General features: G+C 42.5%; 14 protein-coding genes. 7 read left to right on the plus strand and 7 right to left on the minus strand.

Annotated features, from left to right (window positions below; translation table 11 throughout):
- Nucleotides 1-190: 190 nt before the first annotated feature.
- Nucleotides 191-343 carry a hypothetical protein gene (locus tag J0656_RS18045; RefSeq protein ID WP_207036396.1) on the minus strand — a complete coding sequence of 51 codons (153 nt, stop codon included), beginning with the start codon at nucleotides 341-343 and terminating at the stop codon, nucleotides 191-193.
- Nucleotides 344-571: 228 nt separating this feature from the next.
- Here J0656_RS18045 and J0656_RS18050 point away from each other — a divergent pair, with 228 nt between their 5' ends.
- Both J0656_RS18050 and J0656_RS18055 read left to right on the plus strand, forming a co-directional pair.
- A complete protein-coding gene (locus J0656_RS18050; RefSeq protein WP_207036398.1) occupies nucleotides 572-1,417 on the plus strand; it encodes a bifunctional helix-turn-helix domain-containing protein/methylated-DNA--[protein]-cysteine S-methyltransferase in 846 nt (281 codons plus the stop codon).
- 77 nt (nucleotides 1,418-1,494) lie between these two features.
- Nucleotides 1,495-2,226: an SDR family NAD(P)-dependent oxidoreductase gene (locus tag J0656_RS18055; RefSeq protein ID WP_207036400.1), complete on the plus strand. Its 732-nt coding sequence runs from the start codon at nucleotides 1,495-1,497 to the stop codon at nucleotides 2,224-2,226.
- 165 nt (nucleotides 2,227-2,391) lie between these two features.
- On the opposite strand, the gene cmk is transcribed toward J0656_RS18055, so the two are convergent.
- Both cmk and lon read right to left on the minus strand, forming a co-directional pair.
- A complete protein-coding gene (gene cmk, locus J0656_RS18060; RefSeq protein WP_207036402.1) occupies nucleotides 2,392-3,090 on the minus strand; it encodes a (d)CMP kinase in 699 nt (232 codons plus the stop codon).
- 49 nt (nucleotides 3,091-3,139) lie between these two features.
- Nucleotides 3,140-5,590, minus strand: coding sequence for an endopeptidase La (gene lon, locus J0656_RS18065; RefSeq protein WP_207036404.1), 2,451 nt, complete (start codon nucleotides 5,588-5,590; stop codon nucleotides 3,140-3,142).
- Between the two features lie 217 nt (nucleotides 5,591-5,807).
- On the opposite strand from lon, the gene J0656_RS18070 reads away from it, so the two are divergent.
- The 4 genes from J0656_RS18070 to J0656_RS18085 are packed head-to-tail and all read left to right on the plus strand — an operon-like array spanning nucleotide 5,808 to nucleotide 8,767.
- Nucleotides 5,808-6,365, plus strand: coding sequence for an RNA polymerase sigma factor (locus J0656_RS18070; RefSeq protein ID WP_207036406.1), 558 nt, complete (start codon nucleotides 5,808-5,810; stop codon nucleotides 6,363-6,365).
- A gap of 2 nt (nucleotides 6,366-6,367) precedes the next feature.
- Nucleotides 6,368-6,928: a hypothetical protein gene (locus J0656_RS18075; RefSeq protein WP_207036408.1), complete on the plus strand. Its 561-nt coding sequence runs from the start codon at nucleotides 6,368-6,370 to the stop codon at nucleotides 6,926-6,928.
- Nucleotides 6,909-8,006 carry a DUF4097 family beta strand repeat-containing protein gene (locus J0656_RS18080; RefSeq protein WP_207036410.1) on the plus strand — a complete coding sequence of 366 codons (1,098 nt, stop codon included), beginning with the start codon at nucleotides 6,909-6,911 and terminating at the stop codon, nucleotides 8,004-8,006. The genes J0656_RS18075 and J0656_RS18080 overlap by 20 nt, the downstream gene beginning before the upstream one ends.
- 35 nt (nucleotides 8,007-8,041) lie before the next feature.
- Nucleotides 8,042-8,767, plus strand: a complete 726-nt coding sequence (locus J0656_RS18085) for a head GIN domain-containing protein (protein ID WP_207036412.1) — start codon at nucleotides 8,042-8,044, stop codon at nucleotides 8,765-8,767.
- 64 nt (nucleotides 8,768-8,831) lie between these two features.
- Here J0656_RS18085 and J0656_RS18090 read toward each other — a convergent pair whose 3' ends face one another.
- The 4 genes from J0656_RS18090 to glgB form a co-directional block, all read right to left on the minus strand.
- Entirely contained in the window at nucleotides 8,832-10,163 is a 1,332-nt protein-coding gene (locus J0656_RS18090) for an MFS transporter (RefSeq protein WP_207036413.1), read from the minus strand.
- 112 nt (nucleotides 10,164-10,275) lie between these two features.
- Nucleotides 10,276-11,085, minus strand: coding sequence for a M48 family metallopeptidase (locus tag J0656_RS18095; RefSeq protein ID WP_207036416.1), 810 nt, complete (start codon nucleotides 11,083-11,085; stop codon nucleotides 10,276-10,278).
- Nucleotides 11,086-11,124: 39 nt separating this feature from the next.
- Nucleotides 11,125-13,524, minus strand: coding sequence for a glycoside hydrolase family 31 protein (locus tag J0656_RS18100; protein WP_207036417.1), 2,400 nt, complete (start codon nucleotides 13,522-13,524; stop codon nucleotides 11,125-11,127).
- Between the two features lie 96 nt (nucleotides 13,525-13,620).
- Nucleotides 13,621-15,516, minus strand: a complete 1,896-nt coding sequence (gene glgB / locus J0656_RS18105; RefSeq protein WP_207036420.1) for a 1,4-alpha-glucan branching protein GlgB — start codon at nucleotides 15,514-15,516, stop codon at nucleotides 13,621-13,623.
- Between the two features lie 159 nt (nucleotides 15,517-15,675).
- Here glgB and J0656_RS18110 point away from each other — a divergent pair, with 159 nt between their 5' ends.
- A complete protein-coding gene (locus tag J0656_RS18110) occupies nucleotides 15,676-16,254 on the plus strand; it encodes a collagen-like triple helix repeat-containing protein (RefSeq protein WP_207036422.1) in 579 nt (192 codons plus the stop codon).
- The last annotated feature ends 51 nt before the right edge of the window (nucleotides 16,255-16,305 follow it).

The following is a 16,305-nucleotide window of genomic DNA, read 5'->3' on the forward strand; positions in this document are numbered from 1 at the left end:
CCGCTCTTTCAAGGCTTCCAATACCACTTTGGTCTTGAACTTCGGGGTAAACTTTCTTCGTGTCATATTCAGTAAATTTAATGATTAAACTTACTGCCCTAATTTTTGGGGTATCTACATAGTTAACGATTCATTGGAACGTTTGGAACAAATGATTGAAATGGGGTTCAAAGAAGGTTTTACCGCTGCGCTACAGCAATTGGAAGCCGTCCTCTAACACAACCCATATTCCTTTGGAAGTGCCATCGACCACTTTCCCGACCGAATGGGTCAATCCTATTTTTATTTCTCTTGACATTAAAGAACGCCCTTGGGCGTTTTTTTTGTTTGAAGGGGTTTCCATATCAATTTAAAACTGGCATCCATACACCCAGAAGGTTTGTTCGTAAATTCCTATTGGAACTTTAACCAGAAAATAATTAACTTCACATATCGTACGCTAAAAATCATTGAAACGATATTTAGCTAACGGTTGTGCGTCATACGAAAAAACGTCCGTGCAATTCAGCAAGTTTCGGGTTTTACAGGAGTGAAGTCAATTCTAGTTTTGCTGTTATAAAACCTGAATTTAATGAACGAACAAGAGTACATAAATTATATACGAATAGCCGAAGCTATTGAATACATCAATCAGAACTACGCAGAACAACCAACTCTTGAGGAAATTGCTAAAAAAGTACATTTAAGTCCTTTTCATTTTCAAAAAATGTTTACTGAATGGGCAGGCGTTAGCCCTAAAAAATTCTTACAATTCATAAGTATTCAACACGCAAAACAAATTCTAAAAAATTCACAAACCACTTTATTTGAAACAGCACACAAAACAGGACTCTCGGGGACAGGTAGATTACACGATTTATTCGTGAAAATTGAAGGAATGACGCCCGGAGAATACAAAAATAAAGGGGGAAACTTAACTATAAATTATAGCTTCGCAGAAAGTAAGTTTGGTGAAGTTTTAGTCGCTTCAACTCACAAAGGTATTTGTTATATGGGCTTTTCGGACAATAAAGAAATTGCATTTTCAGCATTGCAAAAACGTTTTTCAAAAGCCAGCTTTATCCAGCAAACGGATGAAATTCAACAAAATGCTCTGCAAATCTATGCACAAGACTGGAGCAAAATCAACGAAATAAAACTACACCTAAAAGGAACGGATTTTCAACTAAAAGTTTGGGAAGCCCTTTTGAAAATTCCAACAGGAAATTTAGCCACTTACGGTAATATTGCTAAATCTATCAAAAAACCAAATGCTTCAAGAGCAGTTGGCACTGCAATTGGAAATAATCCTATCGCTTTTTTAATTCCTTGCCATAGAGTAATTCAATCAACAGGAGTGTTTGGAGGTTATAAGTGGGGAACAACTCGAAAAACTGCAATTATAGGTTGGGAAGTATCTCAAAATAATGTGTGGTAGATAGTAAGAGAGCAAGAAACGGGTTTTAACTAGCCTATCTTCAATTTAATTTTGCATCAATAAATTTAAACGAAACTATGCAAACATTAAAAGACAAAGTTATCCTTGTTACAGGTGCTAACAGAGGAATAGGGAAATCACTAGTCAAAGAATCATTGAATAAAGGAGCTAAAAAAGTTTACGCTACTTGTCGAGATTTAAGCAAAATGCCAGAGTTTGAAGATAATAGGGTAGTTATTCTCGAACTTGATATAACCAATAACCACGAAATAGAACAGGTAGTAAAACAAGCATTGGACACAGAGGTTTTAATAAACAATGCAGGTGTATTAAGTGCTGGTTCTATTCTAAATGGGAAAATTGCGGATATAGAAAAAGACATGAATGTGAACTATTATGGAACTTTAAAAATTATGAGATCTTTTGCATCAGTTTTAGAAAGTAATTCACCTTCAAGAATAGTCAATATCACATCAATTGTGGCATATTCCCCTTTACCCTCAATAGCAGGTTATTCTGCTTCAAAAGCCGCACTTCTTTCCGCTACCTATTCTGTACGAATTGAACTGGCTAAAAAAGGTGTTACGGTTCACGCGGTAAATCCAGGTGCAATAGATACAGATATGAACAAAGGAAGCGATTGGGATATGCCATCACCTGATAGTGTAGCCAAAGTAATTCTAGACAAAGTAGAAAATGGAGAATTGGATATAATCCCAGAGGATATTGGGCTTGGAATGTTTAATGCTTGGAAAGAAGACCCGAAAAAGTTAGCAGAAATGTTTTATAAACTATATCACGCTGAATAAAAGTACGAACGCACAACAATGTATCCTATGAAAAGCCATAGCAAAGTTATACTTTGTCTATGGCTTGTATATTTAAGGTCTGTATTAAACCGAAAGTTAAGTGCATGAAATCCGCTACGGCTCATATACGAGACCGATAAGTGCAACTCAAAATTCCTTTACTTCTCAAACATACTTCGCAATCACCCGCTGCGAAAAGTCATAAATACGCTCAAACTGTTCTTCCAGTCCCATATCGCTGTTATCAAACTCAATGGCATCCTTTGCCTTGGTGAGTGGGGAAATCGTCCGGGTAGAGTCGATACGGTCGCGTTCCTCAACATTTTTCAATACTTCGGCATAGGTAACCTCCTCCCCTTTTTCCAACAGTTCTTTATAGCGTCGGGCGGCACGGGTCTCCGGAGAAGCCGTCATAAACAATTTTAATTCGGCATCGGGGAAGACTACGGTGCCAATATCACGGCCGTCCATTACAATACCTTTGTCCTTGCCCATCTCCTGTTGAATCTTAACCAACTTTTCCCGGACTTCCTTAATGGCAGCCACTGGACTCACAAAAGCGGACACCCGCATGGAACGGATTTCCTGCTCCACATTTTCATCGTTCAAAAACATATCGGAACGACCGGTTTTCTTGTTCGGCACAAACTTTAGATGTATTCCGGAAAGTTTATCGATCAATGCCTCGACATCCACATCACCTTTGTCAGATACAAGTCCGCTATTCAATGCAAAAAGAGTCACTGCACGGTACATGGCACCTGTATCCACATAAATATAATTCAAGGCAGCGGCCAATCGTTTGGCGATGGTACTTTTTCCAGTGGAGGAATACCCATCAATAGCTATCGTAATTTTTCCCATACGCCAAAAATAGGCAGAAATATCATGATGATTACATGACAAGTATCATCTAAAGGTCCTTGGCATTCTTCACTTTTTGTTTGGTAATGGCCAAATCTATCACTTCGCTCATATCGGTTACGTAATGGAACGTCAAGCCTTTTAGATAATCCTCCTTGATTTCCTCGATATCCTTTTTATTATCGGCACACAAAATAATTTCTTTGATTCTTGCCCTTTTCGCTGCCAAGATCTTTTCCTTGATTCCGCCTACTGGCAACACCTTGCCGCGAAGGGTGATTTCGCCGGTCATGGCCAAACTTTTCTTCACCTTACGCTGGGTAAACAGGGAAATTAAAGAAGTCAACATGGTAATACCTGCACTTGGGCCATCTTTTGGCGTGGCACCTTCGGGAACGTGAATATGAACATTGTACTTATCGAACACACTGGAATCGATGCCATATTCATCCGCATTGGACTTGATATATTCCATGGCGATGGTAGCGGATTCTTTCATCACTTTACCCAAGTTGCCCGTAACGTTCAATGTACCTTTTCCTTTGGAAAGTATGGACTCGATAAAAAGAATATCTCCCCCTACACTGGTCCATGCCAATCCTGTGACCACCCCGGCGACATCGTTGTTTTCGTACTTGTCGCGCTCCAAACGGGCGGGACCCAGAATTTTTTCCACCACGGCATTGTTCACCGTAACGTTGTAATCCTCTTCCATAGCAATGGATTTTGCCGCGTAGCGAACCACCTTGGCTATCTGTTTTTCCAAGCTTCGTACTCCGGATTCACGGGTATAGCCCTCAACAATTTTTTCCAATTGGCGTTTGCCGATTTTCAGATCTTTTTTGGACAGTCCGTGTTCCTCCAGCTGCTTGGGCAATAAGTGACGCTTGGCTATCTCTACCTTCTCTTCAATGGTATAACCCGTCACGTTGATGATTTCCATACGATCCCGCAAAGCAGGCTGAATAGTTGATAGATTGTTTGCCGTGGCAATAAACATCACTTTGGACAGATCATAGCCCATTTCCAAGAAGTTGTCATGGAACTCACTGTTCTGTTCAGGGTCCAGCACCTCCAACATGGCCGAAGATGGGTCTCCTTGATGACTGTTCGATAATTTATCGATTTCGTCCAGAATAAATACCGGATTGGAGGTTCCCGCTTTCTTCAGGCTCTGAATGATCCTGCCGGGCATGGCGCCGATGTAGGTTTTTCGGTGCCCACGGATTTCTGCCTCATCCCGAAGCCCACCCAATGACATCCGAACATATTCTCGGCCCAATGCTTCAGCTACGGATTTCCCCAAAGAGGTTTTACCCACTCCGGGAGGTCCGTACAAGCAAAGTATAGGTGACTTCATATCGTTTCGCAGCTTCAAAACGGCCAAATACTCGATGATCCGACGCTTTACATCCTCCAGTCCGTAATGGTCTCTGTCCAAAATCTTTTGGGCCCTTTTCAGGTCGAACTTGTCCTTGGAAAATTCGTTCCATGGCAAATCCAACAACAGGTCCAAATAGTTCCGTTGAATGGAATACTCGGCCACCTGTGGGTTCATGCGTTGCATTTTGGAGAGTTCTTTCTCAAAATGTTCTTGCACTTTTTTGCTCCATTTTTTCTTCTTGGCCTTTTCCGCCATCTCGTCCACCTCTTCTTCATAGGACAGCCCGCCAAGTTCCTCTTGGATGGTCTTCATTTGCTGATGAAGAAAATATTCGCGCTGTTGTTGGTCCATATCGCTACGGACCTTGCTTTGGATATCGTTACGAAGCTCCAGTTTTTGAAGCTCCATGTTCATATACTTCAAAGTGGCCAATGCTCTTTCCTGAAGATTGGCAATTTCCAAAAGCTGTTGCTTATCCTTTACATCCAGATTAAGGTTGGAGGACACAAAATTGATCAAGAACGAATTGCTCTGAATATTCTTGATGGCGAAAGTTGCCTCACTTGGAATGTTTGGGTTATCCTTGATAATTTTGAACGCCAATTCCTTTATTGAATCGATGATAGCCTCAAACTCACTTCCTTTTTCATCGGGACGCTCCTCTGCTGCTTCGCTCACCTTGGCCGTTAAATACGGCTTTTCGGTAAGCACCGCATCGATTTTGAACCTTTTTTTACCTTGAATGATCACTGTGGTATTGCCATCCGGCATTTGAAGCACCCGTAAGATACGTGCTACCGTCCCAACGGTATTGATGTCCTCTGGACCTGGGTTCTCTACGGATTCATCCTTTTGGGACACTACCCCAATGGTTTTGGACCCATTGTTGGCATCCCTGATCAAATTGATGGACTTATCCCTGCCGGCCGTAATCGGAATCACTACGCCCGGAAATAACACTGTATTCCTAAGGGGCAATACCGGCAAGGTTTCCGGCAAGCGCTCTCTGCTCATCTGCTCTTCATCTTCCGGGGTCAACAACGGTATCAATTCTGCATCTTCATCCAGCCCTTGCAGATCTATATTGTCAAATTTGGTTATTTTCATCTCTCCCATATCAACTTTTCGGTCATTTTGTCATAAAAAACAATCGACCCACATTTTTATTCTACGTTAAAGCTTCGTCAAACCCCTAAAAATCAATGTTCATAGCGAGTCTTGAGCTTCTTATCACCCATTAATTGGCAATTCCTGTGCCATTAAAAATCAAATTTTAAGAAAAAAGTGTAACAAATGGTAAATTGGTTCATCTATAAGACAAACCAATCATTTTTTGAGCCAACAAAATGAACATATTGACACACTGCTCCAGTTGTGCATGCAGGGCAAACAAAGCGCGCAGCTAGAAATTTACAATCGGTACTACAAGGCGATGTACAACACTGCTTTTAGGATTGTAAAGCATACTGCGGAGGCCGAGGATGTAATGCAGGAATCGTTCCTGAGCGCATTCACCAAACTGCACACCTTTAAAGGAGACGTCGCCTTTGGAGCTTGGTTAAAGCGGATCGTGATCAATAACAGTATCTATCATTACAAAAAGCAGCAGAAAAAACGTGCTGATGATTTGGATGATGTCATGTACAAGGTCGAAGATAACGAAGGAGTTGCTTCAGATCAAAATGGTTACACAGAACTGAAGGCTCAAAAAGTGATGGAAACCATGAAAAGTTTGAAAGACAATTACAGAGTTTCTTTGACCTTACATTTAATTGAAGGGTACGATTACGAAGAAATAAGTGAAATAATGAACATTAGCTATGCTAATTGTAGAACCATGATCTCGAGGGCCAAAGAGAGCCTTAGAAAAAAATTGACCGTAAATGTTTAGTTATGAAGAAGGATAATTTAGATAACCTGTTCGAGAGACTCCACGGCGAGTTTGATGTAGAGGAACCCCAAGGTGGGCACCAGGAGCGGTTTTTGGAAAAATTGAACCGGGGCAACGGTACAATTGCCCTACACAAGAAGAAAGCATCCTGGTGGAAACCATTGTCCATCGCAGCATCCATTGCCTTGGTAGCGCTTTTAGGGTACCAAGCCTTTGGACCTCAGCCAAGCATAAAGCAACAGGTAACAAAAATTGCTCCGGAGGTTTCCCAGACAGAGTTTTACTTTGCGAATTTGATAGAGGAACAGGTAGAGGAAATGAAGGAGGAGAAAACACCGGAAACAGCTCAATTGGTGGATGACACCTTGGCACAATTGGCCAAGTTGGACAAAGACTACCAAACCCTAGAGCAAGATTTGGTCGATGGAGGTGATAGCAAAATCATATTGAGCGCGATGATCACCAATTTCCAAACGCGTATCGACCTTTTAAAAGAAGTTTTGAGCCAAATAGAAAATATTAAGAATTTAAAAACACAAAATGATGAGAGCTTTACAATTTAAACACATCTTTTTCGCCTTGGCTTTTATTCCCCTGGTGGTCAGCGCCAATATGGACAATGACAAATTGAACGGAAAGTACACCAAGGAAAAAACTATTAAGAAGGAGTTTAACGTTAATTCGGACGCCCTTTTGAAGGTAAGCAACAGTTATGGAAACCTGAACATCACCTCTTGGAACCAAAACAAAGTGATGATCGAGGTACACATTAAAACCAATGGAAATGATGAGGACCGTGTACGGGAACGTTTGGAAGAAATCAATGTAGATTTTGACAACAGTGCCAGCATGGTATCCGCTATTACGGATTTTGGCAACAGGAACAGTGGTTGGAATTGGGGCTGGGGCAAAAGAAAAAGTGTGAGCGTACAAGTCAACTACACCATAAAACTTCCGGTAAAAAACAGCGTGAACCTTAGCAACGACTATGGCAATATTATGTTGGACAGGATTGATGGTCATGCCAAGATCAGTTGTGACTATGGTAAAATGGACATTGGTGAGCTACACGGCCGCAATAATGAGCTACGGTTCGATTATACCTCACGTTCTACCTTTGGATATATCAACAGTGCGGAAATCATTGCGGACTACTCGGGATTTACTATCGACAAGGCCGGAAACCTTACCATTAAGGCCGATTATACCAACGGCGTAGTGGAAGAAATGGACAACCTGCAATACTCCAGTGACTATGGCTCTATTGATGTAAGAAACGTGAAGAATGTAGATGGCAATGGAGATTATATCGGAGTTAAACTGGGGAACGTACACGGCAATGTGTCCATCACCAGCGATTACGGCTCCATCAAAATAGATAGGTTGGCCCCTGACGCCGGTAATGTTCAAATCCGAACAGATTACACAGGCATTAAAATAGGTTACGATTCAGGCTATAATTTCGATTTCGAAATTTCTACCGAATACGCTGGGGTAAGTGGAAAAGATGACTTCGAAATCAATATCAGTAAAGAGAAATCCACCGAAAAATATTATAGTGGTTACTACGGAAGTCCAAACTCTGGAAATAAGGTGAGCATTACCAGTGACTACGGAGGAATATCATTTTATAGAAATTAACATCAATTCAAAAACTTTAAACTAAACACAAGATCATGAAAAAATTTATCACACTTACGCTGGCATTGGGAATGGTAGCGGTAACCAATGCCCAATGGGGCAGAAAAATACAGGGAAATGGCGATGTTGTTACCATTGAACGCTCTGTAGGGGATTATGACGAAGTGGCCATGGCCGGTTGGTTCGATGTAGAACTGGTATCCGGTAGCGAGGGCGAATTGACCCTAAAGGGAGAATCCAATTTATTGGAACATATTGTTACCGAGGTAAAGAATGGCAAACTGACCATTAAGGTAGAAAAGGGGCTTAACCTTAGACCTTCCAACTGGAAAAGTGGGATTTATGTTACCGTGCCCATAGAGTCCATTGATGCCGTGAGCCTATCGGGTTCAGGAGATTTGGTTGGCAAAACTACCATTAGGGCAAGACAGTTCAGCACCGCAATGTCCGGTTCTGGTGATGTTACCCTTACTGTGGAAGCGGAAGAGATTGAAGCCTCTCTTTCAGGTTCCGGTGACATCAATCTATCTGGAAGGGCAACGGATTTCACGGTTTCAGTTTCAGGTTCCGGCGACATCAAGGCTTTTGATTTGGAGGCTGATTTTGTAACAGCTACGGTATCTGGGTCTGCGGACATCAAGGTCACCGCCAATCAATCCCTTGAGGCCAGGGTTTCTGGTTCCGGGGACATTCAATACAAGGGAAATCCTAAAAAGGTAAATTCCAAATCTTCAGGTTCTGGGGATATTACCAAGGTATAAATTCGAGTTTATCATCAATCAAAGACTGAAAAAGCCCTGAAATTCTCAGGGCTTTTTTATGCTTTTAATTGGGTGTTTTGACCTTGTTTACCCGAAGGAGCAGAAAAATTCCTATCAAGAAGAAGAGTCCCAAAAATATAGTGCTGTTTCGCATACTACCGGTAAGTTGGGCCACAATGCCATACATCAGGGTACCTATGATGATACCTATTTTTTCGGCGACATCATAAAAACTGAAAAACGAAGTGGTATCGGTGGTCTCGGGCAAAAATTTGGAATAGGTAGAACGGGACAGTGCCTGAATGCCTCCCATTACAATACCGACCAAACCTGCTGCAATGTAAAAATCCATTGGGGTCTGTAAAAAATAGGCATAAACACATAGCAGTCCCCAAATTACATTGATAACGATAAGTGTCTTTATATTTCCATAGGCTTTAGAGGCACGAGCTGTAACAGTAGCCCCTAAAATGGCAACGAGCTGTATCAACAGAATACTTACAATCAGTCCCATGGTACGCTCATCGTCCGAACCCCAAATGATCTCTTCCTCCCCGAAATAAGTCGCGATCAACATAATGGTCTGTACCGCCATACTATACGTGAAGAACGCTCCTAGGTATCGCTTCAGCTTTCTATTCTCGCCAAGTTGGTGCCATACCAACCTCAACTCCTTAAACCCATTTAAAATGATATGCTTCCGCTCTCCTTCCCTTTTGTATCCCTTGGGCAGATGGGCAAAGGTATACTGGCTAAAAAGTATCCACCAAATTCCAACTGAGATGAAGGAATACTTCATAGCCTTTATCTCTGCAACTTCTCCGCCACTGTCCGTAATACCAAAGAAATCGGGCTCCATCACCATAAACAGATTGAAAACCAATAAAATCACACTACCAATATAACCCAATGAAAAACCTTTGGCACTTATGCTATCCTGTTGTTCCGGAAAAGCGATGTCGGGCAAATAGGAATTGTTGATGGCAAAACTGACCCAAAAACCAACTAGACCAAAGAAGTAACAGGCCAGTCCAAAATAAATATGTTCCAAAGAGAACCAGTACAGGCCTATGCACGATGCCGCCCCCAGATAGCAAAAGAATTTGAGGAACACTTTTTTGTTCCCTAAATAATCTGCCACTCCAGATACCAATGGCGTTACTATGGCAATAAACACAAAGGCCAATGAGGTCACATAACTGATCAAGGGGGCCCTTGCTATCTCACCGCCAAAAATCGTGACCTGCTCAATGCCCGCGGTTCTGAACAGCAGTCCATAAAAAAGAGGGAAAATGGCGGAGGATATTACCAAACTATAAACCGAATTGGCCCAATCATAAAAGGCCCAAGCATTCAACAGTTTTTTACTTCCCTTTAATGCCAATGTCTGTACCATAACTTTTATTACAAAAAAATGTCACTTCGAACCTTTGTGAAAAACCCTTTTTGGTGTCAGTTGGATTTTTCGCCTGTTTCGAAGTGACATTTACAGTTCGTTCTTTATAAATCTATTTGAAGGACGTTACCCCAAACTTACGAGCTTCTTGTTTGGCCGCAGGTGCCCAAGCGGTCAGATTACTTATCCTTGTATCGTTGGATGGGTGCGTGCTCAAAAACTCCGGTGGTGCCTGTCCTCCGGATTGGGCCTTCATACGCTTCCAAAGTTCTGCGGCCTCACTGGGGTCATAACCTGCAATGGCCATAATTTGAAGACCTATTCTGTCCGCTTCGGTCTCGTGGCTTCGGCTAAAAGGGAGCATCACTCCAATTTGCGAACCAATTCCATAGGCTTGATTGAACAACCCAAGAGTTTTTTCGTCCTGTATGGCCACATTTCCCGCAACGGCTCCGAGTTGTTGTAACGTACCCGCGCTCATACGCTGTGCTCCATGATCGGCCAAGGCGTGGGCCACCTCGTGCCCCATAACCACGGCAACTCCTGTTTCGTTCTGGGTAATTGGTAAAATCCCGGTATAAAAAACAATTTTCCCACCTGGCATACACCAAGCGTTAACTGTTTCATCTTGTACTAGGTTATACTCCCATTTGTAATCTTTCAGATAACCTGGATAGCCATTGGCACTTAGCCAACGCTCCGCGGCAGAGGCTATACGCTGCCCTACTTTGGTAATCATCTGCGCATCGGATGTGCCCGTGACCACTTTGTTGGACTCCAAAAACTGGTCGTACTGCGCAAATGCGGTAGGGAATACCTGACTGTTGGGATAAAAATTCAGTGTGCTTTTTCCTGTAAAGGGATTGGTTTTGCACGCGGCAACCGCCAAAAAAACCAATCCAGTTAAAATTATCTTTTTCATATGGTAAATCGTGTTTTGTGTAATGGAATTTACGAAATTTTATTTTCCAAAAATATGGAGTTCCGTGAAATCCTTACCCACCTCAATCGAATTATTGCCGTTTAGTTTGATGTCCTTCAAATCGACTTCCTCATTATCTACCTCAACAGTATCGATGGTAAAGGGCAATCCGTGGAACGACATTTTAAAATTATCGTACGGGGTTATAAAATTGCCATCCTTGAACTGTTGGATAATCAATTCGTTCTCTTTTCCTGTCAATTTGAAACGTCTAAGACTATACCTACCCTTTTTATAATCATATCCTTCTTGCTGGTCCTCGTATACCTGTGAGTTCTCGGTCCCTGCCTTGTAGTAGACGTCAATGTTCAATTTTTCGATTTCCTTCTCCCCTACATATTGTTGAACAGGATACTTTGGAATCATGGCTCCTTCCTTGACAAAGAGGGGAATTCGGTGAATCTCTGCTGAAACCCATCTTTCGACACCTCCTTCGGTCAATTCGTCCGTCCAGTAATTGTACCAGTTTCCTTTTGGAAAATACATTCTTCTTCCCTGGGAGTTTGGCTCCTGTACGGGACATACCAACATTTGCTTACCAAAGATGAACTCGTCCGTACGGAAATGCGTTTGATGGTCCTCTTGGTCATAGAACACCAAGGATTGAAGCATCGGGAACCCTTCTTTGATGTAATTATAGAACATGGTATACAAGTAAGGTAGCAATTGATACCTTAAATTGATGAACTCCCTCACTATGTCGGTAATTTCCTCCCCGAACGACCAAGGTTCTTGGTCCCCGTGATCTCCACTGGAGTGTACCCTACAGAACGGATGAAAAACGGCCAACTGCATCCAACGGGCAAAGAGTTCGCCGTTGGGTTGTTCGGCAAATCCACCGATATCGGAACCTACAAAGGAATATCCGCTCATGCACATACGTTGCATCTGTACATTGGCAATCCATAAATGTTCCCAAGTAGCGACATTGTCGCCGGTCCAAGTAGCACAATAACGCTGCGTACCGGAATATGCCGCCCTCGTGAGTACAAATGGCCTGCGCGGAAACATGAATTTTTTGACTCCCTCATAGGTCGCCCTTACCATTTGCATACCGTAAACATTGTGTGCCTTTCTGTGACTGCAGGGATGACCGTCATAATCGTGCCGCACATCAAGATTTGCGGTTTTGGTAGGCACTTCCATCACGGCGGGTTCGTTCATATCGTTCCAAACACCGCTAACGCCCATATCGGCTATCATTTCTTTGTACAGTCCAGCCCACCATTCCCGTACTTCGGGGTTGGTAAAGTCTGGAAACTTACATTCTCCCGGCCATACTTTTCCCTTAAAATGTGGTCCATCGGCCCTACGGCAGAAAAAACCATTGTCCATGGCCTGTTGATATACCCAATAATCACGGTCGATTTTAATTCCGGGATCAATCATGGTAATTACCTTGAATCCCTCATCCTCCATTTCCTCGATCATCTTCTTGGGATTGGGGAAATATTGGTTGTTCCAAGTAAAACAACGGAACCCCTCCATATAATCTATATCCAGATAAATGGCATCACAGGGTATGTTCAATTCCCTGAACTTTGAGGCAATATCCCTCACCTTTTGTTCCGGGAAATAACTCCATTTGGATTGATGGAATCCCAACGCCCAAAGTGGTGGAAGTTCGGGAACACCGGTTAGGTCGGTGTAGGACTCCACTACCTCTTTCATTTCTGGACCGTAGAAAAAATAATAGTTCATTTCTCCCCCATCTGCCCAAAAACTGGTTACGTTCCGTTTTTCTGCGGCAAAATCAAAATAAGTGCTAAAGGAATTATCGAAAAAAATACCGTAGGCCTTGCTTTCCTTAAGTCCTATGTAAAAAGGTATGGACTTGTACAATGGCTCTTGGTCCTTTCCGTAAGCATAGGAATCCGTGACCCAATTGTTGATACGTTTTCCTTTGAGGTTGGTATGCGATGCTTTGTCGCCCATGCCATAATAGCTCTCACCGGAATGGCAAACCTTGCTCATTTTCACCACATTCCCTCCATAGTCGAAGTTCTCTTCCCAATGGAACCCAAGTTCATCTTCAACGAGGATAACATTATCCAAATCGGCAATCTGTACCTTCAGGTTTGCCTTGTTGATATAAATCTTGATCTTGGAAGTGGTGATCACATATTCCGGTATCTCGTCCTCTATGGTCAACTCATTGTACCCAAGGTTGACATCTTCACTAATGGCATAGGAAAAATCAGGCTCAAATACATACTCGGTGGCGTACCTAAAACGGACCACACTATCCCTTAAAATAGTAACTTGAAGGATAACACCGTTTTGGGTGGTAAAATATATTTTATCGTTTTCTTGCTTAAAGTCTACGATATGGTTGGGGGACTGATTCCCTCTAGTTGCAATTTCCGTATTGGTTATCATCTGTAATCAGTTGAGGCTCACAAAAGAAATACAAAAGCCTGAATAATTAAAAATATGTTTTGAAAAGCAATTAACTATAACGTTTTAGTTGCCTGTTCACTTATAAACTACCACTCCTAAGGGAGGTAGGTTCAATAAAACGGACTGCTCGTGCCCATTCCATGATGTTTTAGAGGGCTTCACTGTTTTTTTGCCAACACCACTGCCCGAGTATTTTTTATCATCACTGTTAAATAGCAGTTTCAATGTTGAATTTTTTGGTACTCCCAATCTGTAATTCTCACGTGGCATAGGGGTAAAGTTGCAAACAACGATCAAATCGTCCTTGGGGTCGTTGCCCTTTCTGATGAACGATATCACTGTGTTCTCTTGATCATTGTACTCTATCCATTGAAAACCATCGGGTTTGAATTGTTTTTGATACAATGCTGGGTTTGACTTGTACATCTTGTTCAGGTCCTTAATAGCTTCTTGTATGCCCGAATGAAAATCATACTGGGTCAGATGCCACTCCAAGCTTTCCTGAAAGTTCCACTCGGATGATTGTCCAAACTCGCCCCCCATAAACAATAGGTTGCCTCCCGGATGCGTGAACATATAACCAAAGAGCAGCCTTAAGTTCGCAAAGCGCTGCCATTCATCACCTGGCATTCTATATAGTAGGGACTGCTTTCCGTACACTACCTCATCATGCGAAAATGGCAGCATAAAGTTCTCAGTAAAGGCATAAGTCAAACCAAAACTGACCATGTTCAAATCATAAGAACGGTGTATCGGGTCCCTTTTAAAGAACTCCAATGTATCGTGCATCCAGCCCATCATCCATTTCATTCCAAAGCCGAGGCCACCATAATGCACCGGTTTTGTGACACCGGTAAAGGCCGTGGACTCTTCGGCAATTGTTTGGATACCCTTGAAGCTAGCGTAGACCTCTTGGTTCATTTCCCTTAAAAAGGACATTGCCTCAAGGTTCTCGTTGTTTCCATACATATTGGGTTCCCACTCACCATCTTCTCGTGAATAATCGAGATAAAGCATGGATGCCACGGCATCGACCCTTAATCCATCCACATGGTATTGGTCCAGCCAAAAAACGGCATTACTGATCAAAAACGCACGGACCTCGTTTCTTCCGTAGTTAAAAATAAGGCTCTTCCAATCGGGATGGTACCCTCTCCTCCTATCCGGATGCTCATAGAGATGCGAACCATCAAAAAATCCAAGTCCATGCGCATCTTCCGGAAAATGGGAAGGCACCCAATCCAAGATCACACCTATGCCCCTTTGGTGGAGGGCATCAACTAAAACTTTAAAGTCCGAAGGCTTCCCGAACCTCGAGGTCGGGGCAAAATATCCTGTGATTTGATATCCCCAAGAAGGATCGTACGGATATTCCATTACGGGCATAAACTCCACATGGGTAAAACCCATTTCCTCCACATAATCCGCCAACTGCTGCGCCATCTCCAGATAGCTAAGCGATTCCCAACCATTTTTCTTCTTCCAAGACCCCAAATGCACCTCATAAACGGAATAAGGTTTGTCCAATGCATTTTTTTCCTCTCGGGTCTCCATCCAATCATTATCCTTCCATTTGTGGTTATCCTCCCATACCACGGAAGCAGTGTTTGGGGGTTGTTCGCAAAAGCGGGCAAACGGGTCCGCTTTCTCCGTCCAAATATCATTATTGTTGGAGTGTATTTTGTACTTATATTTGGTTCCCTTGTCCACTCCGGGAATAAATCCTTCCCAGATACCGCTGCTGTCCCAACGCACATTTAATTGATGTTCGTTTGCATTCCAATAATTAAAATCGCCGACCACACTGACCGATTTTGCCGAAGGCGCCCATACGGCAAAGTACGTACCTTTGACACCATCGACCTCTGTTAAGTGAGAACCTAACTTGTTGTAGAGCCGAAAATGTTTGCCGCCCTTAAAAAGATTGATGTCAAACTCTGTAAAAAAACTGTGTGGAACTACCTTGGACATATTTGCGGGTTTAGTACTATACAATAATAAGCATCTTTAAGTAAGAATACGATTATGACAACAGGTTTGATATTAGAAACAACATTTTTTTAAAAATGGAACGCTTTTTGATTTCCTTGCAACAAGAGTTAAATGAACACAAATTCAAAATCCAAAATCATGAATAAATTTAGTACAATTTTAGGCGCAGTAATCGTTTTTGTCTTCGCAGCTTGCGAAGGACCACAAGGCCCCCCGGGTTTCGATGGACTTGATGGGGCGCAAGGACCTCAAGGAGCACCAGGCATTCAAGGGCAGGTGGTAGAGGTCGAGGGCGTAAACTTCGATTATTTTGCCGAAGACAATCTTTTTTCCGCCTTGATTACTTTTTCGGATGTGACCAACTTTGAAGTTTTTGAATCTGACGCCGTTTTGGTATACAGACATGATGGTGTTATAGACCTTAGCGATGGGTCCACCGCCGATGCCTGGACACAACTGCCTCAAAATTATTTCTTGCCGGAAGGTACCATGCAATACGTTTTCGCGCACACATTTGTGGACGTTGAACTCTTTATCGATGGAAATTTTGACCTATCCACTATTAGCACCGAATTCACGGACGATCAATTGTTCCGAATAGTTTTTGTGCCCAGCGAGTTTGCAGAATCTCCGGATTTTGATGCCGCCAACATAAATAGTGTAATGTCCAAACTCCAAATCGATGAAGGGGAAGTCATGAAATTGGACATCAACTAGTTCCAACAAAAAACAGTATATTAAGTCCCATTGGCTGCCAATGGGACTTTT

The organism is Flagellimonas aurea, from assembly GCF_017313785.1.
Classification (GTDB): domain Bacteria; phylum Bacteroidota; class Bacteroidia; order Flavobacteriales; family Flavobacteriaceae; genus Flagellimonas; species Flagellimonas aurea.

Bases quoted from the DNA above. Each gene is read 5' to 3' on its own strand.
- J0656_RS18045 (WP_207036396.1), bottom strand. From the start codon at position 343: ATGGAAACCCCTTCAAACAAAAAAAACGCCCAAGGGCGTTCTTTAATG.
- J0656_RS18050 (WP_207036398.1), top strand. From the start codon at position 572: ATGAACGAACAAGAGTACATAAATTATATACGAATAGCCGAAGCTATT.
- J0656_RS18055 (WP_207036400.1), top strand. From the start codon at position 1,495: ATGCAAACATTAAAAGACAAAGTTATCCTTGTTACAGGTGCTAACAGA.
- cmk (WP_207036402.1), bottom strand. From the start codon at position 3,090: ATGGGAAAAATTACGATAGCTATTGATGGGTATTCCTCCACTGGAAAA.
- lon (WP_207036404.1), bottom strand. From the start codon at position 5,590: ATGGGAGAGATGAAAATAACCAAATTTGACAATATAGATCTGCAAGGG.
- J0656_RS18075 (WP_207036408.1), top strand. From the start codon at position 6,368: ATGAAGAAGGATAATTTAGATAACCTGTTCGAGAGACTCCACGGCGAG.
- J0656_RS18080 (WP_207036410.1), top strand. From the start codon at position 6,909: ATGAGAGCTTTACAATTTAAACACATCTTTTTCGCCTTGGCTTTTATT.
- J0656_RS18085 (WP_207036412.1), top strand. From the start codon at position 8,042: ATGAAAAAATTTATCACACTTACGCTGGCATTGGGAATGGTAGCGGTA.
- J0656_RS18090 (WP_207036413.1), bottom strand. From the start codon at position 10,163: ATGGTACAGACATTGGCATTAAAGGGAAGTAAAAAACTGTTGAATGCT.
- J0656_RS18095 (WP_207036416.1), bottom strand. From the start codon at position 11,085: ATGAAAAAGATAATTTTAACTGGATTGGTTTTTTTGGCGGTTGCCGCG.
- J0656_RS18100 (WP_207036417.1), bottom strand. From the start codon at position 13,524: ATGATAACCAATACGGAAATTGCAACTAGAGGGAATCAGTCCCCCAAC.
- glgB (WP_207036420.1), bottom strand. From the start codon at position 15,516: ATGTCCAAGGTAGTTCCACACAGTTTTTTTACAGAGTTTGACATCAAT.
- J0656_RS18110 (WP_207036422.1), top strand. From the start codon at position 15,676: ATGAATAAATTTAGTACAATTTTAGGCGCAGTAATCGTTTTTGTCTTC.